Here is a 23079-nt window from a genome sequence, read left to right on the forward strand (position 1 = left end):
GGTCGCGCTGCAAAGCGCGGCCCGTTTTTTTTTGTTTTCTAGCGACCTTAGCGACCCACCCCGTCCCCAGCACATCCAAATCCTTTACCCCGCGTTAACCATATCCTTCTAGTTATGGTTAACCAATCGCTTACGGCGCTTGGAAACCGCTGCCACCGAAGCGTGCAAAATGCAGCCCGGTGTTGGTTTGATAGAGGGGTGACTGCCTTGGCAAGTATTTTGACAAACGCTTCCGCGTTGACCGCATTACAGAGTCTCAGCGCAACCAACAAATCCCTGGAAATGACCCAGGCACGTATTTCAACCGGCTATCGCGTGGCGGAGGCCAGCGACAATGCCGCTTATTGGTCTATCGCCACCACCATGCGCTCCGACAAGAGTTCGCTCTCGGTCGTCAAGGATGCGCTCGGATTGGGTGCTGGCAAAGTTGACACAGCTTATTCGGTCACCAATGACACCGTGAAGATTGTCAACCTGATCAAAGACAAGCTTGTTGCCGCAGTCGGTGCAAGTGCTGCCGACAAGGCTAAAATCCAGGTTGAAATCACCGCGTTCCAACTACAGCTGAAAACCGCTGCCGATGGTGCAGTATTCAGCGGCGCCAACTGGCTTTCGGTCGATACCACAACTGGACAAACGACGCCGGGCACCCATGACGATGCCCAGATTGTCTCAGCATTCACGCGCAACGCCGCTGGGAAGATTGCGCTCCAGACCATCGACATCAATGTCCAGAGCGTAAAACTCTACGATGCTTTTGGCACAGCAACCAATGTCGAAAAAGGCATTCTAGACGGTCTGCGGCTAGCGACGTCCGGCGTTCGAGACAATACGGCTACTGCGGCAGCCGGCGGCACAGTCGCTGCCACTGACGGGTATGCGGTCTCAACACTCACCGTCGTCGGCTTCAACGACACACAGATCCAGCAGATGCTCAATGTGGTCGATGCCGCCGCCAGGGAACTTACCGACGCAGCAACCAACCTCGGCGCAGCGAAAACCCGCATCGATCTCCAGAAAAATGCCACTCAGGCGTTGATGGATTCAATCGACCGAGGCGTCGGTCAATTAGTTGATGCCGACATGAACCAGGAATCCACACGTCTCCAAGCACTTCAGGTTCAGCAGCAGCTTGGCATCCAGGCCCTCTCGATTGCGAACTCCAATTCGCAGAACATTCTTGCGCTCTTCAAATAGCGCCACGCTTCTCGCAATTAATTGGGCCGCAGCGTACCGCGCTGCGGCCCATTTCATTTTCGCACAAGGTTCGCGGTCTAGTTTTCACGCTGGCAGTCCTTGTCAGGGGGTAGTGCGTCCGTGCCGGAGCAAGTTCAGAACATCATTGCCAATCTCAAGGATTTCGGGCCGAGACGGTTGGGAATCCTTGCCGCTGTCGCCACACTCGTTTTCACTATTATCGGGCTAGGATCGGTCTATCTCAATAAGCCAGCCTATGAGACGCTCTATGTCGGTCTCGAGCGCTCCGACGTGAACCAGATAGGGCTGGTTCTCGGAGAGGCGGGAATTGGCTTTGATGTGGATTCGGATGGAACCTCGGTATTGGTCGCCGCCGGCAAGACAGCGCAGGCCAGAATGTTGCTTGCCGAGAAGGGCCTGCCCACCAGTGCAAATGCAGGCTATGAGCTGTTCGACAATGTAGGCTCGCTCGGGCTGACCTCCTTTATGCAGCAGATAACACGCGTACGTGCGTTGGAAGGCGAAATTGCCCGCACCATTCAGTCCATTGCAGGAATCCGCGCAGCGCGCGTCCATATAGTCCTGTCAGAGCGCGCCAGTTTCCGCCGCGACGAACAGCAACCGTCTGCTTCGGTAGTCATCCGCGCATCCGGTATGGACGCAACGCGAAACGCCATGTCGATTCGGCATTTGGTGGCAGCCGCCGTCCCAGGTCTGAGTGCCGACAAGGTTACGGTACTCGATTCCAATGGCACACTTCTGGCCTCAGGTGATGATCCTACCAATACCACCGCCAACCGATCGCTCACAGTTGAACGCACGGTGGAAGCTCAGTTCGAGGAAAACATCCGCCGCGCGCTGGCACCCTATCTTGGCCCCGACAATTTCCGTGCCAGCGTAAAGGCCGACGTCAACACCGACCAGCGGCAAACCGAGGAAACAATCTTCGATCCGGAATCTCGGGTCGAACGTTCAGTCCAAGTAGTGAGGTCCAATGCTGATACCAGCCAGCGCTCCACTGCATCACCGGCAACCGTCGAGCAAAACTTGCCAAACCCGACAACTGCAACGACTGCCGGTCCCGAATCTTCGGAAAAAAGCGAGCGCAAGGAAGAAACGACGAACTACGAGCTCAATTCCAAGCGTATCGCAACCACCAGCAACGGGTATACCGTTGAGAAAATGTCGATTGCAGTCGTCGTGAACCGGGAACGGCTTGTCGCGATACTTGGCAAGGATGCCACTCAGGAGCAAATTGATGCCCGGGTCGTCGATATCCAGAAGATGGTCGCATCAGCCACCGGCTTTAGTGAAACGCGTGGCGACGTGATCAATGTGTCGTCTGTCGAATTTATCGATGGCTTAGATGGTGAAGTAATCGAGGCCCCTGGATTTATGGATGCAGCCGGGCGCCAGATGGGCACTATCATAAACGCCTTGGCGTTTATCGTAGTTGTCTTCCTTGTCGCCTGGTTCGGTCTCAAGCCCCTCGCCGCCGCTTTGGCCAAACCTGCCGCCGCTCCTGCACAAAGCTTCGAAGACGTGCAGCGCTCCTTGCCTACTCCCGACCCGGCGCAAGCAGGAATAGGCGCACTGCCGGGAAATCAGTCCAACTCGCTGGATGATCTACGCAGCAAAATTCGGCCCGCGCCGCAGGAGCGACTAGCCCGTATGGTTGACCTTAACGAGGAGCGTACCGCTCACATCCTGCGCAAATGGGCAGCCCAGGAAGCAGCAGCCTGATGGGTTCTCCACAACTTGCCGATTTCCTGACGGATTTTGCGTCACTCAATAATAGAACAAACGCGGTCTCGCGTGAGCTGGACAGGCGGTTCGACGATAATACTCTGACATCTCCCCCTCTCAACGTCGAGAGCCTGGTCTCGACCGCAGTTATCAAGGCGGAGGCCGATGTCACCGACCGCCTGACAGCGATCTACGAGGCGACACTGCAGGCGGAGCGCGACAGTCACGCGCACGAACTTGAACGCATTGCCAAGGAATTTGGGGCCAGTTCGGGCACAGTTATCGCCGTGCGTCTGGCCGAGATGGAAACCGCTATCGGCGAGTTGGCGACATCGCTGGCGGCTCGCATCTTGGGCGGCATCCTTACGGATGATTTGCGAAAACGCAGCCTTGAAAAGCTGGCAGCGACCATCCGCGATGCGATACGCGACAATGAGGCTGTTCGCATCCAGGTGCGTGGTCCGCAATCGCTGTTTGAAACCCTCGCGGACTCATTGGGCGATCGCTCGCCTAGCGTCACTTACGTTGAATCTCCAGGCTTTGACCTAACCGTCGCGATTGATGGCAACGTTGTTGAAACGAGACTTTCTGAGTGGTCGGAAGCTCTTGCAGGTGCCTTGTCATGACACTCCATTCGCCAGACGAACACAGGCAGGAGATCATTATTGTGCGCCGACACATGGGGGACCATGACGAGGCTCACCACGGTGGTGTCTGGAAGATCGCATTTGCCGATTTCATGACGGCGATGATGTGCTTCTTTCTTGTGATGTGGTTGATAAATGCTGCCAATGATCAGACCAAGGCTTCGGTCGCTAGCTACTTCAATCCTGTAAAACTTGTAGACCGCAGTTCCGGTGGCAAGGGCTTGGATGAAATCAATGAAGGGCCCAGTTCCCTCGGCTCATCCTCCAAGTCCACCGACCAAACAGAAGGGAAAGCAGGGGTTCAGGGAAATTCCAGTTCGGGACCAACTGAAGCTCAGAATTCCTCCGACCAGTCCCCAACCGAAGAGCATTCCGACAAACATCTGTTTGCCGATCCGTACGCAGTTCTTGCCGAAATCGCCGCAGATACCAGCACAAGGCAAAATGTCAGCAGCAAGGGCGAAGGCGGCGCACAAGATGCTGGCCCGGCAACGGGTGCCTCAGGTGGAACCTCCTTCCGCGACCCATTTGCACCCGATTTCTGGTCGCAACAGATCGACACCTTACAGACAAAAGCGCCTGCAGAAGCGGTTTCCGCTGAGGAGCCAAACTCCGCCGCGCACATCGAAGGAAAGCCCGGCGACGCCCCAAAAGATCATTCGCCGCTGGAAACCGTATTGGCCCATGACCCAGCAGCTGAAAAGTCGGGGGCCCCATCAGGCAAAAAGAATATTGAGCCGGATGCCGCCACAAAGGAAGCTGCTGCGGCTATCAAACAGGAACTTGCGCAAGCCTTCGAGCCCGGCGACAAACTGTATGATGGCTTGTCAGTAACCGTGACTGATAAGGGAGTAACAATTTCCGTGACCGACCAGCTCGACTTCGGCATGTTCGAAATAGGATCGGCAGTGCCACATCGTGAGCTGGTGCTTGCTATGGAAAAGATCAGCCGCACTTTAAGCAACAAACCCGGCAAGATCACCATCAGCGGCCATACAGATGGCCGACAATTTCACAGCGAGAACTATGATAACTGGCGGCTATCCACGGCGCGCGCTCATTCTGCGTACTATATGTTGGTAAGAGGCGGCCTCGACGAGGCACGCATCAAAGAAGTGGCAGGCTATGCTGATCGCGAACTCAAGGTAGCGGGTGATCCGTTCGACGCCCATAATCGTCGCATCGAAATTGTTCTTGAGCCGGCCGAATGAGAGCCGCAGTCGTTGGCCTTGTCGCGCTTGCCGCCGTTGTTAAACCTGTTGCTGCAAGCTCTGTGCCTCTGCAGCCGTATCAAATGGTACGTTCTTTACAGCTTCTGCAGGATAAGATTGCATCGGGGGACCACGCTGCACTGCCGATGCAGACTAAGCTCCTAGAAATGATCGATGGACGTCTACGTCAGTCGAATCCGCAGGACTTTTCCGACAAGCGGAACTTTCGCGCCATGCTCATCTACGCCATGAGCGGTGGCAATCCAGCCACCATCGAGGGTGTGCTTCGCAGGCTCCCGCCGGAGCCCGCAGATAGGAAAGTGGCGGAGGGCGTTCTGAACTACCTTCGTGGCAAGCCAGGTGAAGCCCGCACCGCGCTCAATGACGTCAACCCGATGGCCGAAGTGCCTGAACTTGGCGCGTTTCTGGCACTCGTCAAAGCGTCGGTAGCTACCAACGAAGATGCCGTTTCTGCCTCGAGATTATTTGACCAGGCCCGTTTGCTAGGACCTGGCACCCTGATTGAGGAGGCTGCCCTGCGGCGTTCACTCAGTCTTGCCGTTTCACTGTCCGACGCGGAAAGATTTCTGACACTATCCAGCCAGTATGTTCGTCGCTTCCTCAACTCCCCCTATGCCAGCCAGTTTGCAGATGGCTTTGTTGACGGCGTCGTTACATTACACGTAACCGCGGACCTATCGGCTGTTCGAAAGATCATTTCTGCCATGGAACCAGAGCAGCAGAAATTCATCTATCTTCGCATCGCTAGGCGAGGCGCGATCGATGGTTACACCACACTTTCCGCTTTCGCTTCCGAGCGTATCGAAGCCGCTTCCCAGAAAGCGGATACGGAAGCTGACCCGAGGGCTGAACTCTATTCCAGCCTTGCCGCAATCACCGGCACCGAAAATGGCGAAGTGCTGACACGGTTGCGGGGCATTGATCGCGAACGTCTATCTGAGAATGACAGGCGTTTGCTTGACGCCGCGCAGGCCGTCGCCTTCGAAATGATCGCCCAGCCAGTTGCGGCGCCAAAAGCTCTGATGCCCGAAAGGGTTGAGGCCGCCACCGTCTCTGAAGAATTGTCGCCACGTATACCACCATCGGCGACGCATGTCGTCGCGACGAGTCCTTCGCCACCATATCAGAATGCTCCGGTCGATGCAGCCACCACTACCGCACAAGCTGCGCGAGCCAAACTTGATGCCGTTGATAAACTTCTCGGAGCATCCGCAGAATGACCCCTTTATTAGCCCAGGCAGGTCTAGCACTCACTTCCGTGGGAGGCAGCAATCAACGTCGCGGGGATGATAAAGGAGCAAATGTCTTCGGAGATCTGGTCAAGGCCGGCGAAAAGAGCGCCGTCGCAACGCGGCGCACCACAACGAAGGAGAACGCCGACAGGCAGCAGCTTACAGGCGAAGCATATTTATCCAATTGGGATCCTCAGACGGCGGCGGAAATAAGTTCCGTCGATCCGGCCGGAGCAGCGGAAGAGGTAGAGCACCACCCTGATCCGTCTATGCACAGCCGACCCATAAGGGCCACCGATATCGATTGGCGAGTTCCCTACAGCCCCCAAAAAAGGCCGGAAGAAATCGCGGTAGAAGACAAAGGTCTGGCGTTGGTAGCAACGGCCCCGACGAGAGAGAAACTACTACCTCATCCGCCCGGCCAAGCAGCGGCAAGGGCCCTCCCCGCCAAAGGAGATTCCGCCGAACTGGCAGCTCTCAGCGGTAAATCCGAGGCGGTGATTTCGCCACCGGCAGCGCCGTCCCTGATGAGAGCAAGCGAGCATCATCGTACGCAAGTCACTGCAGCAATGACTGCCGCACCAGAAAAGCAGCGCGCTGCGGCGGCTGAGAAACCGGCAAAAATGGAAAGCCGTAAGGGAATTAATGCCGCCCCGACCGCATCCCCTACGACAACATCTGGCCTGGCAGCCGCTCCGCTTCCAGGCGACCGCACTACTCCCATCGATAGTTCCCACAGTCCGCGGATCGCCAACCAAGAAAAGCGGCAGCCCGACGAAGACGGCCAGCCAGCCACCTCAAAGGTTACAGTGGTCGCGACCCAGACTTTGCCTGCACCCGCAGCATCTTCGCCTGCCACCACTACGGCGGCATTCCTTGACATGTTGACCACCGATCCAAGTTGGAAAGCCCAGGCTCATACAGCCTCTGCCACACCAACAACCCATGCCCCGTCACAACCTGTAGCATTGACAAAGATAAAAATACAACTCACTCCTGTTGAGCTGGGGATGGTAACCGCAGAACTACGCATCGCAGGAGATCAACTTTCGGTTGAGTTGACCGCTGAGACCGCCGAAGCTCATCACCGTTTGTCGAGCGATTCCGAAACCATCCTGAAGTCGCTCCGCGCCCTCGGATACGACATCGACAAAGTGTCGATCCAGCCTCTACAACCGGGCAGCCAGGCTGTCAGATCAGACACCGCGACCTCCTCGCAACGCGACCTCACATCTGGATTTGCGGGCAGCTCAGCCGGCGACAGGGAACAATCCGGTGCTCGTGGTAATAGTTCAGGAGGTGGAAATGAAACCAAAATGGGTGAAAATTCTGGCGCATCTTCCCGCGATCGGGCTTCTCGCGACCTCTATATTTAGCACGCCTCCACTCAGCGCCAATGCTGCAGCCAACCCCTGCGAGCGCGAGATCTTGCGTGCTGCGGATCGCTATAGCGTGCCGGTCGGTATCCTTTACGCCGTAGGTCTTACGGAGACTGGAAACAAAGGCAGTTTGCAACCTAATGCGTTGAATATAGACGGTAAACCCGTCTTTGCCCGCTCTCCGCGCGAGGCAGTTTCAACTTTCGAAGAGGCTAAGCGTAACGGTGCTAAATTCATTGATCTCGGTTGCATGCAGATCAACCACCACTTCCATTCCCAACACTTTCGCAACGTCGCCGATATGCTCGATCCGCGTCGGAACGTCGACTATGCGGCGCGATTTCTGATCACACTGAAGGGCAAGCACGAAAGCTGGTCGATGGCCGTCGCCCGATATCATGCCGGCCCCAACAATGACCCGGCGCAGAAGCGCTACGTGTGCCAGGTCATCACCAACATGGTGGCCACAGGTTTTGGCAACTGGACGCCCAACGCGAGGGCGTTCTGCAACCAATAGCTGTACAGCCGGTAACCCGCTCACCATGAATTTGCTTTGCTAAGGAAAGGCATTATGGCTTTTTCTAGACTCCCAAGAAACAAGCTACAAGAAATCGCAATTGCTCCTGATTCGGCCCAAAGGTTACCCCTTCGTCACCTTATAAATTGGACTGATTCGGGGGCGGGCCGATGATTGTGATCGTGGATGAGCGTGAGCTCGTTAAAGAAGGTTATTGTTCACTTTTTGATCGTGAAGGGGTTGCAAGTGCAAGCTTCGATACGAGCGAATTCGGTGAATGGGTAACGAGCGTCGCTGACGATGATCTGAGGTCGGTTCGTGCCTTCCTGATTGGCGAATGCTTAAGCGATATTGTATCACCCAATCGGCTGCGTGACCGCACCCGGGCACCGGTGATTGCGTTGAGCGAACAGCACACCCTTGAAAACACTCTGCGGCTATTTGAGTCCGGCGTCGACGACGTCATTCGCAAACCTGTTCACATCCGCGAGATCCTGGCGCGCATTGCAGCCATCCGTCGGCGTGCCTCGCAAGAGGAAGCTCCGTTCGTCAAGGTCGGGGCGATGTCAATCTTCATGGATGGCCGCGACCCCGAGATCAACGGCGAGCCGCTACCTCTTCCCCGCCGCGAACGTCGGATCCTCGAATATTTAGCGAACAACAGCGGGCGACGGGTCACCAAGACGCAGGTATTCAACGCGATCTATGGCATTTTCGACGAAGAAGTCGAAGAGAATGTAGTTGAGAGCCACATTTCCAAGCTGCGCAAAAAACTGCGCGAAAAGATCGGCTTCGATCCCATCGATTCCAAAAGGTTTCTCGGTTATCGGCTCATCATCTGATGAAGACGCACGGCCATGCCGTCTGCTCAAAGATCAGCCTCGCGCAAGTCAAAACATCTACCCTCATGATCTGGCGCAAGGGGCCTGAGGAGATTTTTCGATGAGCTTGTATGGAATGATGCGCACCGGCGTATCCGGTATGAATGCGCAGGCCAACCGCCTGTCGACCACCGCAGATAACATCGCGAATTCCGGCACCACCGGCTACAAGCGCGCCAGCACTGAGTTTTCCTCGCTGATCATCCCGAATTCTACCGGGAACTACACATCGGGCGGCGTCACCACAGACATCCGCTATTCGACATCACAGCAGGGCGACCTGCGCTATACCACATCGTCGAGCGACCTTGCCGTCAACGGCGACGGCTTCTTCGTCGTCCAGAACCCGAGTGGTTCGCCGTTCCTTACTCGGGCAGGCTCGTTCGTTCCGGATGCGCAGGGACGCCTAGTCAACGCCGCCGGCTTTTACCTGATGGGTTATAACTTCGCCAATGGCACGCCCAGCGCTGTAGCCAACGGTTTTGGCGGTCTTGAGGCTGTAAAGATATCGCAGAACGAACTCACGGCCACCGCATCAACCAACGGCGTGTTCACGGCAAATCTGCCGTCAAATGCACCTATTGTGCCGGCTGCCGACCTGCCGTCTTCCAACGCGGCTTCTGCCACCCATTCAGCCAAATCGTCACTCGTCGTCTACGATAATCTCGGCGGTGAGGTCATTCTGGATATCTATTTCACCAAGACCGCTGCCAATAGCTGGGAAGTCGCCGTTTACAACCAGGCCGACGCGGCGCCGTCAACATCATTCCCTTACACCGGTGCAGCACTTTCGACCCAGGCTATGACATTCGACCCGACTACCGGCCAGTTGACTGGCGGCGGCACCTTGACGATCCCTGTCCCAGGCGGCGCATCTATGAGCCTCGATCTCAGCAAGACGACACAGCTTGCAACCACTTATACGGTTCTGGAGCCCAAGGTGAACGGCAACGCGCCAAGCGGCATCGACAAAATCGAGATAAGCGGCGACGGCACCATTTACGCGCAATACGAAAACGGCTCGTTCAAGGCGCTCTATCGCATCCCTATCGCCACCGTTCAAAGCCCCGACCAATTGGCGGTTCTGCCCGGCAACGTCTTCTCGCAAAGCAGTGACTCCGGTTCCATCCGGGTCGGCTTTGCCAATGAAGGCGGAATGGGCTCTGTAGTTTCGGGTGCGCTCGAAAACTCCAATGTCGATATCGCTGAGGAACTCACCAATATGATCGAGTCCCAGCGCACCTACACCGCCAATTCGAAAGTGTTCCAGACCGGTGCCGATCTCATGGACATTCTCGTCAACCTCAAAAGGTAGGCCGTCAGTTGAATGAGTCAGCCCGGGAAAGTTAAACAATGTCGCTGACATCAGCCCTGAGTATCGCACAATCGGCGTTGTTGAACACATCGCGGCAGACAAGTGTCGTCTCGCGCAACATCGCCGATGCGTCGAACCCGGACTACTCACGGCGCATCGCGGTCGTTTCGTCTTCCGCGCCGGGCGCACGCGTTGTCGAGATTCAGCGAGCCGTCAACGATCAGCTCTTTCGTCGCAATCTAGCAGCGACATCCTCTTGGCAGGGTCAAAGCACGCTGCTTGCGGGACTGGATACGCTCAAGACGTCGGTCAATGGCGTCGACAGCGCTTCGTCCCCTGCAACCCTCATTGGTAAATTGCAGGAGGCTTTGCATCTCTATTCCTCAACGCCTTCAAACCGTACATTGGCAGAAAACGCCATTGAGGCAGCACGACAGGTTGTCCGCGGGCTAAACGACGGTTCTGAAGCGCTCCAGACTTTTCGCACGCAGGCTGATCAGCAGATCGCCGCGTCTGTCGCAGACCTCAACCAGTTACTCGCCCAGTTTCATGATGCAAACAAGGAAGTCGTCGCCGGAACGCGCGCCGGTCGCGACGTCTCGGAATCCCTCGACAAGCGCGATTCACTTCTAAAGAAAATCTCCGAACACGTCCCCGTCTCAACCGTCACGCGCGGCGACAACGACATGGTCGTTATGTCCAAGGACGGCGCCATGCTTTACGAAGCGGTGCCGCGAACGGTCACCTTCCAGCCGCTCGCCGGATATTCCGCGGGCTCGACCGGCAACGGTGTGTACGTCGACGGCGTCCGGATCGCTGGCGGCAATGGCGCCAACACCGACGCGGCTGGTGATATCGCCGGGCTTATCCAGTTGCGCGACACTGTTGCTCCGACAATGCAGCGGCAGCTTGATGAGATCGCGCGCGGTCTGGTTACCGCTTTTGCTGAATCCGATCCTTCGGGTGTCCAGTCGCCTATGGCCGGCCTCTTTACCTGGCCTGGCGCTCCAGCCGTCCCGGCTGCCGGCGCGCTCGTAAACGGGCTTGGGGGATCAATCACTGTTAATGCGGCGATGGACAGTTCTCAGGCTGGCAATCCTGAACTGTTGCGCGATGGCGGCGCCAATGGAGCAGCCTATGTTTGGAATACCACCGGTGGCGCTTCCTATTCCGAACTGCTGATCTCCTTCGGTGGCAAGCTCGACACGCCAATGACCTTCGATCCCGCAGCCGCAATCGGCAGCAATGCGACCATCGGGACCTACTCCACCAACTCCATCAGCTGGCTTGAAGGTCTCCGCAAAGAAGCGTCTAGCGCTGCTAACACCAAGAGTGCCATGCTGATGCACACAGCCGAAGCGCTTTCCAACGAAACCGGTGTGAACATCGATTACGAAATGTCCCTGCTTCTTGACTTGGAACACTCCTACCAAGCTTCAGCGCGTCTGATGAAGGCGGTCGACGACATGCTCTCTGCGCTCTTGGCAGCGGTGAGATAGCTTCATGAAAGCTTCCTTCGTCTCATCTTCCGCCGTCTCCAACGCGATGCGTTACCAGATCGGTCGCTTGCAGGCAGATCTGGTAAAGGGTCAGAAGGAAGTCTCCACGGGGCGCGTAGCCGACACTGGTCTGGCACTTGGCACCCGCACAGGTCAGGCGGTTTCTTTAAATCGTGACCTCGACCGTCTCCAGGGCATCATCGATTCCAACGGTTTGGTGAAATCGCGCCTTTCAGCCACCCAGAATTCCCTTTCCCAGATCGCCAGCGCGGCCCAATCTTTCCTCGGCACCCTGACAGCAAGCACATCCGGCGATGCCGGCTCGACAGTCACACTGACCGACGCCAAGGGCACGTTGAACGCCCTCACGTCGATCATTAATACCAGCCTCAACGGTGAGTATCTTTTCGCCGGCATCAATACGGATGTTAAGCCGCTCGACGATTTCAGCGCACCGGGATCAATTGCCAAGGCAGCGTTCAATACCGCCTTCCAGGGGCATTTCGGCTTCACCCAGTCCGATCCGTTGGCCGGCGGCATCACCACTGCTCAGATGGACAATTTTCTGACAACCGTAGTCGAGCCGCAATTTCTCGGCGCCGGCTGGCAGGGATCCTGGTCCAATGCCACAGATCAGAAGATCGTAAGCCGAATTGCACTCAATGAGACCGCCGACACTTCTGTCAGCGCCAACAATGCTGGCGTCCGCAAGCTTGCGATGGCTGCGGCATCAATCAGCGCCCTCTTTACCGCCGAAATGTCAGACGCTGCCAAGAAGGCGATCATCGGTCGCTCCCTGGGTCTGGTTGGCGAAGCCATCGCCAATCTCTCTACCGAACAGTCGCAAGCCGGCATTGCCGAGAACCGAGTAAAGAACGCCAGTGACCGCATTGAAATGCAGGTCAATCTGTTCAAGCGCAACATTCTAGACATGGAAGGCGTGGACCCCTACGAGACCTCCAACCGTGTTTCCACCTTGCTGACCCAGATCGAAACTTCCTACGCGCTTACAGCGCGTATTCGGCAACTGAGCCTGCTCAAATTCCTGCCCTGACGGCGCCAAACAGCGGAACCGACATGTACCAGTTTTCATATGCCGACATTCAGACCGACTCCGTCGCTGACGCACGCGATCGCGAGCGACAGTTGCTGACCCGATCCATCGACCTTCTGATCGCTGCGCGCGAAGTGGGGCCAGACTCCATGCAGGCCATCGAGGCGGTGCATTTCATGAACAAGGTCTGGACAGCGTTCGTCGAAGACCTCGGAAGCTCCGACAATGAATTCCCAACTGAACTGCGCGCCAATCTCATCTCGATCGCCCTTTGGCTTCTGCGTGAATGCGAGGAAGTACGCCAGGGGCGCTCCAATAACTTCGAGGGTCTGATTGAAGTGTCACAGATCATTCGCGATGGCATCCAATGAAAAACACGCTGAAAATCACGCTGAAACCAAACGAGAAAGTATACGTCAACGGGGCTGTCATCCGGGCGGACCGGAAGGTGTCGCTCGAATTTCTCAACGATGTGCAGTTTCTGCTGGAAAACCATGTTCTGCAGCCCGAAGACGCCGACACGCCGCTCCGCCAGCTTTACTTCATCGTTCAGGTGATGCTGATGAACCCCGGTGACGCCGACAGCGCGCGCGCCATGTTCCGCAAATCGCTACCGCTGCTTCTGGCCAGCTTTAATGACCACCAGATCCGAGCGTCGTTGAAAGATGTCGACAGGCTGGTCAGCGAGGGTCAGGTTTTTGAAGCATTGAAATCGATCCGCACGCTTTATCGCATCGAAGAAGCAGTTCTTGCCAAAAGCGCCGAAAACTATCAGCCGCCCTATGCAATTGCGGTAGGAGAATAAATCTCATGAACGTTCCAAACATTTCATTCCAGAAGCCACTTCCGGTAGGTGTGAACGCGACTGACCAGAAGTCCAAGACCTCAGTCGACTACGATTCGTTTCTTAAACTCTTGGTTGCCGAAATGAAAAACCAAGACCCTACCAGTCCGATGGAATCGACCGATTACGTCGCTCAGCTCGCCACGTTTTCGCAGGTTGAACAATCGGTTCAGGTCAACCGGAAGCTCGACCAGATCCTGCAGGCCTCGTCACTAGCTCAGGCCGACGCTCTGATTGGCCGCGACATAACCTCAGCCGATGGCAAAATGTCTGGCACTGTGATGGAAGTGAAACTCAAGGCAGACGGCATCGTTGCCATCCTCGCTGGCGGAAAGGAAGTTCCCATCACGCCAGGTGTGTCGATCCGCTCAGCCAATCTATGAACGAGGCCGACGCGCTGGACATCGTCCAATATGCTATTTGGACCGTACTGACAGCCGCAGGCCCAGCGGTCGCGGCTGCCATGCTCGTCGGCATCATAATTGCACTCATTCAGGCACTGACCCAAATTCAGGAAATCACGCTTACTTTCGTGCCCAAAATCGTCGCCATCCTACTGGTCGTCGCCTTCACCGGGCCGTTCATGGGCGCCCAGATCTCCGCCTTTACCAACGTCATATTCGAGCGGATTGAGACTGGCTTCTAACGCTAGCGACCCGTTCCATATCACCCTCGCACAAGCTTGGATGTTTATCGTCCGCCGAACCGGATAGCGACGAAACGCTTTCCGGCGTGAGAAAGCATTGTGTGAATGGCGATTCCAGAAACCCTGACAGCAGGCGTCAATCCTGGCACGCGCCATGGCCGTGATGTGGGGTTTGCAATCGGCATCATCGGCATCCTGTCGGTGTTGTTCCTTCCCATTCCGCCCTTTCTGATCGACATCGGCCTAGCGTTTTCAATCGCGCTTTCCGTGCTGATCCTGATGGTAGCGCTGTGGATCCAGCGCCCGCTCGACTTCTCCTCGTTTCCAACAATCTTGCTGATTGCAACAATGCTGCGGTTGTCGCTTAACATCGCGACAACACGGGTAATTCTCTCGCACGGCAATGAGGGTACCACGGCTGCCGGCAATGTTATCGGTGGCTTTGCCAAACTCGTTATGAGTGGCGATTTCGTCATTGGACTCATTGTCTTTTTCATCTTGGTCATCGTTAACTTCATCGTCATAACCAAGGGCGCAACGCGGATTGCCGAGGTCGGAGCGCGCTTTACCCTCGACGCCATTCCCGGCAAGCAGATGTCAATCGATGCTGACCTTTCAGCCGGTATGATCGACGACAAGCAGGCTCAGCACCGCCGCCGCGAACTGGAAGAAGAAAGCTCTTTCTTCGGTTCCATGGATGGCGCATCCAAATTCGTCCGTGGCGATGCCATCGCCGGACTGATGATCACCGCCATCAACATCTTTGGCGGCATCATCATTGGTTATTTCCGCCATGACATGACTATGGGCGAAGCAGCTGATGTCTTCGTCAAGCTCTCGGTTGGAGATGGTCTGGTCACCCAGATCCCGGCGCTCATCGTTTCACTGGCTGCGGGCCTGCTGGTTTCCAAAGGCGGCACCCGCGGTTCAGCCGACCAGGCAATATTCGGGCAGCTTGGTGCCTACCCGCGTGCGCTTTATGTAGCAGCACTCCTGCTCGTTGTTCTGGCTGTAATGCCTGGCCTGCCCTTCTTTCCATTTATGGCGCTCGCAATGATGATGTCGGCAATCGGCTACATCATTCCGATGCGCCAGAACCGTCGCGTCGCGGAGGCGGTGGAGGCAGAAAAGCAGACGCAGGCTACCAAGGACGAGGAAGAAAAGAACTCGGTCAAATCTTCGCTGCGGACTGCTGAAATCGAACTTCTCATCGGCAAACAGCTTTCAGCCCGGCTCATCATAGCGCACCAGGAACTGGCGTTTCGCATGAGCAAGATGCGCAAGAAGTTCGCTACCCAATATGGCTTCGTGGTTCCGGAAGTGCGCCTTACCGACGATTTCAATATTGGCAGTAAAAGCTATCAGATTAAGGTCCATGGCACCGTAGTTTCCGAGCACCAGATGCGCGTTGGCGAGGTGATGGTTCTGCTGGGCAGCCGTGACGCGCCCGATATTCCAGGCGAAGAAGTGCGCGAACCAGCATTCGGCATGCGAGCCTATTCCGTACCAGAGATGTTTGCCGAGGACCTCAAACGCGAACAGTTTACCTATGCTGACAACATGTCAGTGCTGCTCACACACCTGTCCGAGGTGATCCGCAATAACCTGCCGCAACTTTTGTCTTACAAGGATATGAAGGCGCTTCTCGAACGGCAGGACCCTGAATACCGCAAGCTCGCCGACGAAATCTGCACAACGCATCTTTCGTATCCCGGCCTGCAGGCAGTGCTGAAACTGTTGCTCGCTGAGCGCGTTTCCATCCGCAATCTCCATTTGATCATCGAAGCAATCGCCGAAATCGCTCCACATATCCGGCGCACCGAGCAGATCGTTGAGCATGTGCGCATCCGTATGGCGCAGCAAATTTGCGGTGACCTGTCGGACGGCGGCGTGCTCAAGGTCCTCCGCCTCGGCAACCGGTGGGACCTCGCCTTCCATCAGAGCCTTAAACGTGATGGCAAAGGTGAAATCCGCGAGTTCGACATTGATCCGCGCCAGCTAGAAGAATTTGGTCAGGAAGCGGCAAAGGCCATCCGCACGCATCTCGATGCTGGCGAGCGCTTCGTTCTTGTCACCGCACCCGACGCGCGGCCTTATGTGCGCATGATCATAGAGCGCCTGTTCCCCACCCTGCCGGTGCTGAGCCATGTGGAAATCGCCAAGGGCGTTGAGATAAGTGTGCTCGGCACCATCTCATGAATGCCATCGCCGAAAGCTATGTGCTTGCGGCGTTCATTGCCTTTTGCCGCATCGGCGGCTGCTTCATGCTGATGCCGGGGCTTTCAAGCGTTCGCGTTCCGGTTCAGGTCCGGCTGTTCATCGCAGTCGCGGCTACTGGTGCGTTGCTTATCCACCTGTGGGACCAGATCCTGCCCTTCGCCAGCAAGCAGCCGGGCATTCTCCTGCCCACAATCGTGTCAGAAGTCCTAATTGGTGCAATGATCGGCTTGGTCACACGTATTTATGTTCTGGCGCTACAATTCATAGGCGCAGGCATCGCTATGATGATCGGCTTTGGCGGAGCGCTGGCGCCGGGTATTGACGACAGCGAACCACAGGCGCCACTCGCCACCATGATATCATTCTCGGCGCTACTGCTCCTGTTCGTCTTCGACTTCCATCATGAGGTTATCAAGGCTTTGGTCGAATCTTATCAGGTGGCTCCTTTGAACGGCTTCTTTAACGCTCAGGCTGCCTTGGTGGACATTACGGACACTCTGTCGGAAGCTTTTCTGATGATGCTGCGTCTGGGCAGCCCCTTCATCGCCTACGCCATCCTGGTCAACCTCGCGATCGGCTTCGTCAACAAGCTGACACCGCAAATTCCGGTCTACTTCATCTCGCTTCCCTTCGTCATCGCTGGTGGGCTCATCTTGCTCTATTTTGCAGCGCCGACCCTACTGAGCCTATTTGCCGACGGCTTTCTTGCCACCACGTTGGGAAGGTAGACATGACAACACGCACCCAACGCCTGAAAAAACTGGTGAAAGTGCAGGAACAGTTGAAGGCCCTGCATGAAACGCGCCATGCATCGTTTCTGGCCGCAGCCACACGTGCCGAAGCTGAGGCGCGCGACCTTGCCGAGCGATCGGATTCGGAGGGCTCTTTGGCCAGCCTGTTTCCCGAGCTTTATACCCGAAAAATCTCCGAAGCCCTGAACCGCCAACAAGCCGAGCTCGCCAGCGCGCGCGCGGAGGCTGGGCGCGTGGCAACGGCGACCGCGCGCACAAAAATGGTGGAGCGCGCATGGCGAGAAGTTCGCCGAAGCGACGAACGCGACCGCGCCGAGCTGGAGCGTCTGGAGCTTGTCCAGCGCAAATCCATGAAGAATCCCACGTAAGGCTGCCGCAAGATTGATCGGCAATAATCCGCCGAGACCAAGAAAGGGCTTCCGTGGCAATTTCCCCACCCAGCGATATCGTGCTTGATGTTGCCCGAGCGGCAGCACCTGCCAGCATCGAGGAAGCGCGTGCCGCACTGCTACGGCGCGGTGGAGCACCGTATTCATCGGCTTCGGCGTCCTTCGACGCCGGCAATATGCGCGGTACCTCAGGCAACGCAAACGCGGCCGTTCCCAAAACCTTCGTCAAGTTCGAAGCCATGGTGCTGCAAACATTCGTTCAGGAAATGTTGCCAAAACAAACCGAGGCAGTTTACGGCAAAGGTATGGCTGGTGATATGTGGCAATCCTTGCTTGCCCAGCAGCTAGGCGATGTCATTGCCGAACGTGGTGGCATCGGTATCGCCAAAAGCCTCCTCAAAGACCACTACCGGAATGGCGAGATGACAGTCGCTCTCAGCGACATCTCATCCGGACCGCAAAAGGCCGAAAGCGACCGCCAGAATATGCTCTCGACGGCACTTGTTCAGGAAATGCAACGCAAACTCGCCGCCTCACTCGCCGAGGATGCATCAGCCAGCATGAAGAAATAGGCATTCCATGTCAGATTATTCGCTTTCCACGCTGCAAAACGCACCGGCGCGCGCACCGGTCGACGCCGCCTTGGTTCAGTTTCGTCCAGCTTCGCTCTCCTCGATCATCGGGCGCATCGAGGAGGCTGTCGACGACGAAACGGCGTCCATCAACACAGATGTGAATTTTGACGTAAAAGCGTCAAACGCCCGCAAGAGCCGATACCTCTACGAACTCACCCGCGCCATGAAGGGGTTCGGCGATGCATCCGATCTTGCCGTTCACCGCGATGGCATCATCCGCCTGCATGACAAGCTAGCAGCCAACGAAGCCGCTATCAAAGCGCATTTGAGCGCCGTCGGCGAAGTTGCAGCCCTGCTGCAAGACGCGATCCGCGCCTCGGAAACTGACGGTACCTACTCCGCCGGACAATTCGGCGGTGCCGGATGATAAAATTCCTCGTCGCGGCGATCTGGATTTGCGCCGTCACCATCGGCGCTATGGTCTATTCGTTTCAGTCGTCTGCAGCCAGACCCGAGGCAGGAGCCGAGGCAGGCGTCGAGCCGGCCTATTTTGGCGGCCTCGATTACGTAAAGACCGATGTCATTTCGGTCCCCGTGGTCAAGGACAACGCCATCAACGGCTATTTCATCGCTCGGCTCGTCTACACGGTCGATCCAGAAAAGATGAAAAAACTGTCGATCCCCGCACAGTCACTCATCGTCGACGAGGTCTACACCTATCTTTTCTCGCATCCGGGAATCGATTTTTCTGCCGCCGACATGCTCGACATGGATGTCTTCAAGACGGGCATCAAGGACAGCTTGAACAAACGCGTTGGCGACACCTTGGTACATGAAGTGATTGTGGAACAACTGGACTACCTGTCCAAAGCCGACATCCGCGATAATACCGAGCGCCAGCAGAAGGCTGCTGACAACGCCCGCAGTACCGGTCCGCTACCCGCCAAAAAAGCACACTGAGCTTCAAATCACGTTGACGTAAACGTAAATCGTCCCTTATGGTTTGGGGAACCGCCTGGTCGTGAATTCGGCTTGGCTGGGGTTCCCACCAACGCGGCTTTTGAGGCCCGCTCACCATCAGCGAACGAGGTATATCATGTCTATTCAGGACATCGCCAACCAGATGAAGGCGAAAGTAGAAGCTTCCGGTTTCGAAAGATCCGTTAAATTCGATACCGGCCCAGATGGCGTTATCGTCATTGATGGCACGACGATTTCAACCACAGAAGCGCCGACCGACTGCACGGTGAAACTGTCTATGGACGATTTCGAATCCTTGCTCGCCGGCGATTTGAACCCGACAATGGCTTTCATGAGCGGCAAGATCAAAGTTGAGGGCGACATGAGCGTTGCAATGTCGCTGAGCAAACTCGTCTGATCAGATCTTGAGTAAGAAAAAGCCCGGCAGAAATGCCGGGCCTTTTTTTAAACAGCCACAGAAGACTGGGAAAATTTGCACTTGCGACCAGAAGCTTTAAGCGTACCGCAAGCCCCGTCCAAGGATTGTGTCACCAACTCCAAGGCAAGCAGCCGGTGCCGTTCATAGGGTCCTGGCATCGCCAAAGCCGCGGTCTTCTCCGATGAAAATCCAAACCGCGCATAATAAGGCTCATCACCAACCAGAATGATGGACCCGTGCCCAAGCTCAGTTGCAGCTTCAATCGCGCGCTGCATCAAAAGGCTCCCGATCCCTGCCCCCTTCAGCGACGGATCGACAGCCAACGGCCCAAGCAGCAAAGCGTGCGTGCCGCTTTCACTCAGGCGCACATCCCACAGACGAACGGTGCCGACCAAAGACCCGTCCGCATCATGTGCGGCAAAGGCCAGTCCCGCTGAAGGCAAACGGCCACGGCGCAGCTTCTCCGAAGACTTACGGCGGCGCTTTGGGCCCATAGCCCTGTCGAGCAGCGCTTCGCGCGCAGCAATGTCAGCCGGCAATTCGCAGGCAATGGTAATTTGCGGCTCAAAGGCCGGCTGAAAATAAGCGCGTTCCATGATGCGCGATCCTTCACGTGCAGAATTGGTCCACAGGCGAGCCCAAGGCCAACGCACACGCTGGCTTGGGGGTGATCTGACCTAAAGTCAGATCACGTAGGATCGGAGCGGTTCAAACCCGTTAAACGCAACCGCCGAATAGGTCGTGGTGTAGGCACCCGTGCCTTCGATCAGCACATCATCACCAATCGTCAGTGATAAAGGCAGCGGATACGGCGTCTTCTCATACATTACATCAGCAGAGTCACAGGTCGGCCCCGCAAGCACGCAAGGTGCTGTCTCGGAACCATCATGAATGGTCGTGATCGGATAGCGGATTGCCTCATCCATCGTCTCGGCCAAGCCGCCAAACTTGCCAATGTCGAGGAAGACCCAGCGCACATTGTCATTGTCGGACTTCTTGGAAATCAACACGACCTCCGACTTGATGACACCAGCATTGCCAACCATGCCACGACCTGGCTCAATGATGGTTTCTGGCAAACGATTTCCGAAATGCTTGCGCAACGACGAGAAAATCGCCTGACCATAGGCCTGTGCAGCTGGAACATCTTTCAGATAGCGCGTTGGAAAACCACCGCCCATATTGACCATTTTCAGCACAATGCCTTCATTCGCCAATGTCGCGAACACGGTCTGCGCATCGCCCAGCGCACGATCCCACGCGGTCAGATCGGTCTGCTGCGAGCCAACATGGAACGACACGCCATAAGCGTCGAGGCCAAGAACCTTTGCACGACGAAGCACATCAACTGCCATCTCTGGCACGCAACCAAATTTGCGCGACAAAGGCCATTCAGCGCCCTCACCATCGGTCAGAACGCGGCAGAACACCCGTGCCTCAGGTGCGACACGCGCGATCTTCTCGACCTCTTCAACGCAATCAACTGCAAACAGACGAATGCCAAGCTCGTAGGCGCGCTCAATGTCGCGTTCCTTCTTGATCGTGTTGCCGAAGGAGATGCGCTCTGCTGGCGCACCAGCATCCATCGCCATTTCGATTTCGGCAACCGAAGCAGTGTCAAAGGAAGAGCCCATGGAAGCAAGCAAACGCAAGATCTCCGGCGCAGGATTGGCCTTCACGGCATAAAAGATTTTCGAATCCGGCAAAGCCTTTTCGAATGCACAGAAATTATCGCGCACGACATCAAGGTCAACAACCAGGCAAGGGCCGGCTGGACGACGGGTGGCGAGGAAATCAAGAACGCGCTGTGTTGCCATCGGTTTCTCCATAGCGCACCGCTTTCGCGAACACGCAAAATCAAGCTGCGGCACGGCAGTCTCGCCGTGTTGATCCGCGGTGGACAAAGGCGTGATCGCTTTTCCTGAAGCCAGCCGGTGGAGGGTCTGGAATCATGAACGCGTTTCGCGCGGCGGTGAACCTAGGCCTGCCCGGCTTCGGTTCGCTTTGTCTGCCATGGCTTGGATTGGGAGAACCCGTTCCGCACTGCCGGCAATGATGGTGTGCCTCTTCAGTAACCCCGGCTTTTGGACAGCCGGCAGAGAACCAGAAAGGCCCGCACCGTCGTTGCTTCAAGATGTCCTCGATTTTGCGGTTGGGCCGCGAAACCGACTGGAGGGGTTAGCTCCAGTTACCTTACCGATTTATCTCACCATTTTGAGGATCGGCGGACACCCACAGGCACGTGCGACTTTGGGCAAGGCGTACATAGGGGCGACTTGCGTCACAATCAATAAAAATCGAAGGGATGGTTGAAAATAATATGCCATCGAACAATGGTGATGGACTGTATCCGGATCTTGAACATGCTGCCTACCTGCGATCCCTTGAATGCTTTTCTCGACTTGCCTTCTGTGCCGGTCACCAGTGCGCCATCCGGTCCGCTGTCGGGCATGCAACTCGCGGTGAAAGATATCTACGATGTCGCCGGATATCCCACTGGATGTGGCAACTCCTCAAAAGCCCGAGTCGCAGATCCCGTCACCTTAACAGCACCAGCGATTCAGCAACTTCTTGACGCGGGCGCAACGTTCATTGGCAAGACGCAGACCGACGAACTCGCCTTCTCGCTGATCGGCCACAATGCTCATTATCCCCAACCGGTTAACCCCGCTGCCCCCGACAGGGTCACCGGCGGTTCATCCTCCGGGTCGGCAGCAGCCGTAGCCGGAGCGCTGGCCGATATCGGCACCGGATCAGACACCGGCGGTTCGATCCGCGCCCCTGCCAGCTTTTGCGGATTGGTCGGCCTGCGCACCACCCATGGCGCAATATCGCTGAAAGGCACCATGCCTCTGGCCCCTAGCCTCGACACCTTCGGGTGGTTTGCGAAAGACATGTTGTGCTATCGCAAAGTGGCGGAAGTTCTGCTTACTGGTACTGCGTTTCAAACTTGGCGTCCCATGCGTCTCAGCGGCCTTGAAGCACTTCTATTGGGCGACGCGGACCGTCACGAATACCAACGTCTGGAACGGATTGTTGCAAAGGCACTGGGCGACCCGGTAGTCTTGGCGCCGCTCTCACATGATCTGGAAGATCTCTACTGGTGCTTCCGCCGCATCCAATCCCACGAAGCCTGGTCGGTTCACGGCGAATGGATAGGCGATCAGGATCGCAACTTAGGGCCGGGCGTGAAAGAACGTTTTGAATACGGCGCTACGATCAGCAACGAAACGGTTGCTGAAGAAACTGTCCGCCGCAAGGATTTTACTGCAGAACTAACCGCGCGTCTGGGCAACGACGGCATTTTGGTTATGCCGACCGTGCCCGGTGCTGCACCCCTGCGTTCTCTGAGTTTCGGCGACACGCAGGCCTATCGCGAGCGAGCGTTGCATCTTTTATGCCTCTCCGGTCTGGCCGGGCTGCCTCAGCTCACGCTGCCGCTTGGGACGGTGAATGGCGCGCCCTTCGGCATTTCATTGCTTGGCCCGAAAAACAGCGATCTAACGCTTCTTGACCTTGGCACTCGCATCATGGCGTCGGCACACTGAGGATGCC

At 56.4% G+C, this 23079-nt stretch carries 25 protein-coding genes; 23 read left to right on the plus strand and 2 right to left on the minus strand.

Annotation, left to right across the window (positions count from 1 at the left end):
• Window positions 1-207 precede the first annotated feature (207 nt).
• The 22 genes from GA830_RS00520 (at window position 208) to GA830_RS00625 (ending at window position 19503) form a co-directional block, all read left to right on the plus strand.
• Window positions 208-1197 carry a flagellin N-terminal helical domain-containing protein gene (locus tag GA830_RS00520; RefSeq protein WP_258045511.1) on the plus strand — a complete coding sequence of 330 codons (990 nt, stop codon included), beginning with the start codon at window positions 208-210 and terminating at the stop codon, window positions 1195-1197.
• A gap of 120 nt (window positions 1198-1317) precedes the next feature.
• Window positions 1318-2940 carry a flagellar basal-body MS-ring/collar protein FliF gene (gene fliF, locus GA830_RS00525; RefSeq protein ID WP_195163216.1) on the plus strand — a complete coding sequence of 541 codons (1623 nt, stop codon included), beginning with the start codon at window positions 1318-1320 and terminating at the stop codon, window positions 2938-2940.
• The gene (locus GA830_RS00530; RefSeq protein ID WP_195163217.1) at window positions 2940-3569 is read left to right on the plus strand and encodes a hypothetical protein; all 630 of its coding nucleotides are present in this window, start codon (window positions 2940-2942) and stop codon (window positions 3567-3569) included. Before fliF ends, GA830_RS00530 begins: the two co-directional genes overlap by 1 nt.
• Window positions 3566-4801, plus strand: coding sequence for a MotB family protein (locus GA830_RS00535; protein WP_195163218.1), 1236 nt, complete (start codon window positions 3566-3568; stop codon window positions 4799-4801). The genes GA830_RS00530 and GA830_RS00535 overlap by 4 nt, the downstream gene beginning before the upstream one ends.
• A gap of 83 nt (window positions 4802-4884) precedes the next feature.
• Window positions 4885-6042, plus strand: coding sequence for a chemotaxis protein MotC (locus GA830_RS00540; RefSeq protein WP_258045512.1), 1158 nt, complete (start codon window positions 4885-4887; stop codon window positions 6040-6042).
• Window positions 6039-7430 carry a flagellar hook-length control protein FliK gene (gene fliK / locus GA830_RS00545; RefSeq protein WP_195163220.1) on the plus strand — a complete coding sequence of 464 codons (1392 nt, stop codon included), beginning with the start codon at window positions 6039-6041 and terminating at the stop codon, window positions 7428-7430. The genes GA830_RS00540 and fliK overlap by 4 nt, the downstream gene beginning before the upstream one ends.
• The gene (locus GA830_RS00550; protein WP_195163221.1) at window positions 7360-7950 is read left to right on the plus strand and encodes a transglycosylase SLT domain-containing protein; all 591 of its coding nucleotides are present in this window, start codon (window positions 7360-7362) and stop codon (window positions 7948-7950) included. Before fliK ends, GA830_RS00550 begins: the two co-directional genes overlap by 71 nt.
• 170 nt (window positions 7951-8120) lie before the next feature.
• Complete coding sequence (locus GA830_RS00555; protein ID WP_195163222.1) at window positions 8121-8792, plus strand: response regulator transcription factor; 672 nt, start codon at window positions 8121-8123, stop codon at window positions 8790-8792.
• A 100-nt stretch (window positions 8793-8892) separates the two neighbouring features.
• On the plus strand, window positions 8893-10146 hold the full coding sequence (locus GA830_RS00560; protein WP_195163223.1) for a flagellar hook protein FlgE: 1254 nt from the start codon (window positions 8893-8895) through the stop codon (window positions 10144-10146).
• Between the two features lie 38 nt (window positions 10147-10184).
• Window positions 10185-11645 (plus strand): flagellar hook-associated protein FlgK, encoded by a 1461-nt coding sequence (gene flgK / locus GA830_RS00565; protein ID WP_195163224.1) that lies wholly within the window; start codon window positions 10185-10187, stop codon window positions 11643-11645.
• 4 nt (window positions 11646-11649) lie between these two features.
• Window positions 11650-12699 carry a flagellar hook-associated family protein gene (locus GA830_RS00570; RefSeq protein WP_195163225.1) on the plus strand — a complete coding sequence of 350 codons (1050 nt, stop codon included), beginning with the start codon at window positions 11650-11652 and terminating at the stop codon, window positions 12697-12699.
• Window positions 12700-12722: 23 nt separating this feature from the next.
• Window positions 12723-13070, plus strand: coding sequence for a flagellar biosynthesis regulator FlaF (gene flaF / locus GA830_RS00575; RefSeq protein WP_195163226.1), 348 nt, complete (start codon window positions 12723-12725; stop codon window positions 13068-13070).
• Window positions 13067-13504 (plus strand): flagellar biosynthesis repressor FlbT, encoded by a 438-nt coding sequence (gene flbT / locus GA830_RS00580; RefSeq protein ID WP_195163227.1) that lies wholly within the window; start codon window positions 13067-13069, stop codon window positions 13502-13504. The genes flaF and flbT overlap by 4 nt, the downstream gene beginning before the upstream one ends.
• Before the next feature lie 5 nt (window positions 13505-13509).
• The gene (flgD, locus tag GA830_RS00585) at window positions 13510-13926 is read left to right on the plus strand and encodes a flagellar hook assembly protein FlgD (RefSeq protein ID WP_195163228.1); all 417 of its coding nucleotides are present in this window, start codon (window positions 13510-13512) and stop codon (window positions 13924-13926) included.
• The gene (gene fliQ / locus GA830_RS00590; RefSeq protein ID WP_195163229.1) at window positions 13923-14189 is read left to right on the plus strand and encodes a flagellar biosynthesis protein FliQ; all 267 of its coding nucleotides are present in this window, start codon (window positions 13923-13925) and stop codon (window positions 14187-14189) included. The genes flgD and fliQ overlap by 4 nt, the downstream gene beginning before the upstream one ends.
• Before the next feature lie 105 nt (window positions 14190-14294).
• Window positions 14295-16388 (plus strand): flagellar biosynthesis protein FlhA, encoded by a 2094-nt coding sequence (gene flhA / locus GA830_RS00595; RefSeq protein WP_195163230.1) that lies wholly within the window; start codon window positions 14295-14297, stop codon window positions 16386-16388.
• On the plus strand, window positions 16385-17137 hold the full coding sequence (gene fliR / locus GA830_RS00600) for a flagellar biosynthetic protein FliR (protein WP_195163231.1): 753 nt from the start codon (window positions 16385-16387) through the stop codon (window positions 17135-17137). Before flhA ends, fliR begins: the two co-directional genes overlap by 4 nt.
• Window positions 17138-17139: 2 nt before the next feature.
• Window positions 17140-17529 carry a hypothetical protein gene (locus GA830_RS00605; RefSeq protein ID WP_195163232.1) on the plus strand — a complete coding sequence of 130 codons (390 nt, stop codon included), beginning with the start codon at window positions 17140-17142 and terminating at the stop codon, window positions 17527-17529.
• A gap of 53 nt (window positions 17530-17582) precedes the next feature.
• Window positions 17583-18122: a rod-binding protein gene (locus GA830_RS00610; protein WP_195163233.1), complete on the plus strand. Its 540-nt coding sequence runs from the start codon at window positions 17583-17585 to the stop codon at window positions 18120-18122.
• A gap of 7 nt (window positions 18123-18129) precedes the next feature.
• Window positions 18130-18552 (plus strand): hypothetical protein, encoded by a 423-nt coding sequence (locus tag GA830_RS00615; protein ID WP_195163234.1) that lies wholly within the window; start codon window positions 18130-18132, stop codon window positions 18550-18552.
• Entirely contained in the window at window positions 18549-19085 is a 537-nt protein-coding gene (locus GA830_RS00620) for a hypothetical protein (RefSeq protein WP_195163235.1), read from the plus strand. Before GA830_RS00615 ends, GA830_RS00620 begins: the two co-directional genes overlap by 4 nt.
• Before the next feature lie 136 nt (window positions 19086-19221).
• The gene (locus tag GA830_RS00625) at window positions 19222-19503 is read left to right on the plus strand and encodes an SCP2 sterol-binding domain-containing protein (protein WP_195163236.1); all 282 of its coding nucleotides are present in this window, start codon (window positions 19222-19224) and stop codon (window positions 19501-19503) included.
• Window positions 19504-19550: 47 nt separating this feature from the next.
• Here GA830_RS00625 and GA830_RS00630 read toward each other — a convergent pair whose 3' ends face one another.
• Window positions 19551-20120: a GNAT family N-acetyltransferase gene (locus GA830_RS00630; protein WP_195163237.1), complete on the minus strand. Its 570-nt coding sequence runs from the start codon at window positions 20118-20120 to the stop codon at window positions 19551-19553.
• 87 nt (window positions 20121-20207) lie between these two features.
• Entirely contained in the window at window positions 20208-21341 is a 1134-nt protein-coding gene (locus GA830_RS00635) for a type III PLP-dependent enzyme (RefSeq protein ID WP_195163238.1), read from the minus strand.
• 546 nt (window positions 21342-21887) lie between these two features.
• Between GA830_RS00635 and GA830_RS00640 the strand changes: the two genes are divergently transcribed.
• Window positions 21888-23072 carry an amidase gene (locus GA830_RS00640; RefSeq protein WP_195163239.1) on the plus strand — a complete coding sequence of 395 codons (1185 nt, stop codon included), beginning with the start codon at window positions 21888-21890 and terminating at the stop codon, window positions 23070-23072.
• The last annotated feature ends 7 nt before the right edge of the window (window positions 23073-23079 follow it).

The organism is Mesorhizobium sp. NBSH29, assembly GCF_015500055.1.
Classification (GTDB): domain Bacteria; phylum Pseudomonadota; class Alphaproteobacteria; order Rhizobiales; family Rhizobiaceae; genus Neomesorhizobium.

What these genes read in the sequence shown, in the direction of transcription:
- GA830_RS00530 (WP_195163217.1), top strand. Translation starts at nt 2,940, where the DNA reads ATGGGTTCTCCACAACTTGCCGATTTCCTGACGGATTTTGCGTCACTC.
- GA830_RS00535 (WP_195163218.1), top strand. Translation starts at nt 3,566, where the DNA reads ATGACACTCCATTCGCCAGACGAACACAGGCAGGAGATCATTATTGTG.
- GA830_RS00540 (WP_258045512.1), top strand. Translation starts at nt 4,885, where the DNA reads ATGGTACGTTCTTTACAGCTTCTGCAGGATAAGATTGCATCGGGGGAC.
- fliK (WP_195163220.1), top strand. Translation starts at nt 6,039, where the DNA reads ATGACCCCTTTATTAGCCCAGGCAGGTCTAGCACTCACTTCCGTGGGA.
- GA830_RS00550 (WP_195163221.1), top strand. Translation starts at nt 7,360, where the DNA reads ATGAAACCAAAATGGGTGAAAATTCTGGCGCATCTTCCCGCGATCGGG.
- GA830_RS00555 (WP_195163222.1), top strand. Translation starts at nt 8,121, where the DNA reads ATGATTGTGATCGTGGATGAGCGTGAGCTCGTTAAAGAAGGTTATTGT.
- GA830_RS00560 (WP_195163223.1), top strand. Translation starts at nt 8,893, where the DNA reads ATGAGCTTGTATGGAATGATGCGCACCGGCGTATCCGGTATGAATGCG.
- flgK (WP_195163224.1), top strand. Translation starts at nt 10,185, where the DNA reads ATGTCGCTGACATCAGCCCTGAGTATCGCACAATCGGCGTTGTTGAAC.
- GA830_RS00570 (WP_195163225.1), top strand. Translation starts at nt 11,650, where the DNA reads ATGAAAGCTTCCTTCGTCTCATCTTCCGCCGTCTCCAACGCGATGCGT.
- flaF (WP_195163226.1), top strand. Translation starts at nt 12,723, where the DNA reads ATGTACCAGTTTTCATATGCCGACATTCAGACCGACTCCGTCGCTGAC.
- flbT (WP_195163227.1), top strand. Translation starts at nt 13,067, where the DNA reads ATGAAAAACACGCTGAAAATCACGCTGAAACCAAACGAGAAAGTATAC.
- flgD (WP_195163228.1), top strand. Translation starts at nt 13,510, where the DNA reads ATGAACGTTCCAAACATTTCATTCCAGAAGCCACTTCCGGTAGGTGTG.
- fliQ (WP_195163229.1), top strand. Translation starts at nt 13,923, where the DNA reads ATGAACGAGGCCGACGCGCTGGACATCGTCCAATATGCTATTTGGACC.
- flhA (WP_195163230.1), top strand. Translation starts at nt 14,295, where the DNA reads ATGGCGATTCCAGAAACCCTGACAGCAGGCGTCAATCCTGGCACGCGC.
- fliR (WP_195163231.1), top strand. Translation starts at nt 16,385, where the DNA reads ATGAATGCCATCGCCGAAAGCTATGTGCTTGCGGCGTTCATTGCCTTT.
- GA830_RS00605 (WP_195163232.1), top strand. Translation starts at nt 17,140, where the DNA reads ATGACAACACGCACCCAACGCCTGAAAAAACTGGTGAAAGTGCAGGAA.
- GA830_RS00615 (WP_195163234.1), top strand. Translation starts at nt 18,130, where the DNA reads ATGTCAGATTATTCGCTTTCCACGCTGCAAAACGCACCGGCGCGCGCA.
- GA830_RS00620 (WP_195163235.1), top strand. Translation starts at nt 18,549, where the DNA reads ATGATAAAATTCCTCGTCGCGGCGATCTGGATTTGCGCCGTCACCATC.
- GA830_RS00625 (WP_195163236.1), top strand. Translation starts at nt 19,222, where the DNA reads ATGTCTATTCAGGACATCGCCAACCAGATGAAGGCGAAAGTAGAAGCT.
- GA830_RS00630 (WP_195163237.1), bottom strand. Translation starts at nt 20,120, where the DNA reads ATGGAACGCGCTTATTTTCAGCCGGCCTTTGAGCCGCAAATTACCATT.
- GA830_RS00635 (WP_195163238.1), bottom strand. Translation starts at nt 21,341, where the DNA reads ATGGCAACACAGCGCGTTCTTGATTTCCTCGCCACCCGTCGTCCAGCC.
- GA830_RS00640 (WP_195163239.1), top strand. Translation starts at nt 21,888, where the DNA reads ATGCTGCCTACCTGCGATCCCTTGAATGCTTTTCTCGACTTGCCTTCT.